Here is a 225-nt window from a genome sequence, read left to right as displayed (position 1 = left end):
CGGTCACCGAAGACACCGCCACCCCGATCACGGGCAACGTTCTGACCAACGACACGCTGGGCGCGGACAAGACCACCGTCGTGATCACGACCACCGACGCCAAGTACGGCACGCTGGTCCACAACGGTGACGGCACCTGGTCCTACCAGCTGAACAACGGCCTGCCCGCAGTTCAAGCGCTGAACAACGGCCAGACGCTGACCGAAACCATCCGCTACACCATCA

At 63.1% G+C, this 225-nt stretch carries 1 protein-coding gene; it reads left to right on the top strand.

The genetic code is table 11. The features are described 5' to 3' along the window. On the top strand, positions 1-225 hold a 225-nt coding region (locus KW836_RS28220), incomplete at both ends, for a VCBS domain-containing protein (protein WP_218345312.1).

This window comes from Achromobacter sp. ACM05 (assembly GCF_019218915.1).
Classification (GTDB): domain Bacteria; phylum Pseudomonadota; class Gammaproteobacteria; order Burkholderiales; family Burkholderiaceae_B; genus Achromobacter; species Achromobacter animicus.
Note: the sequence above shows the minus strand (reverse complement) of the source record. Positions and strands in the feature narration are given on the sequence as shown.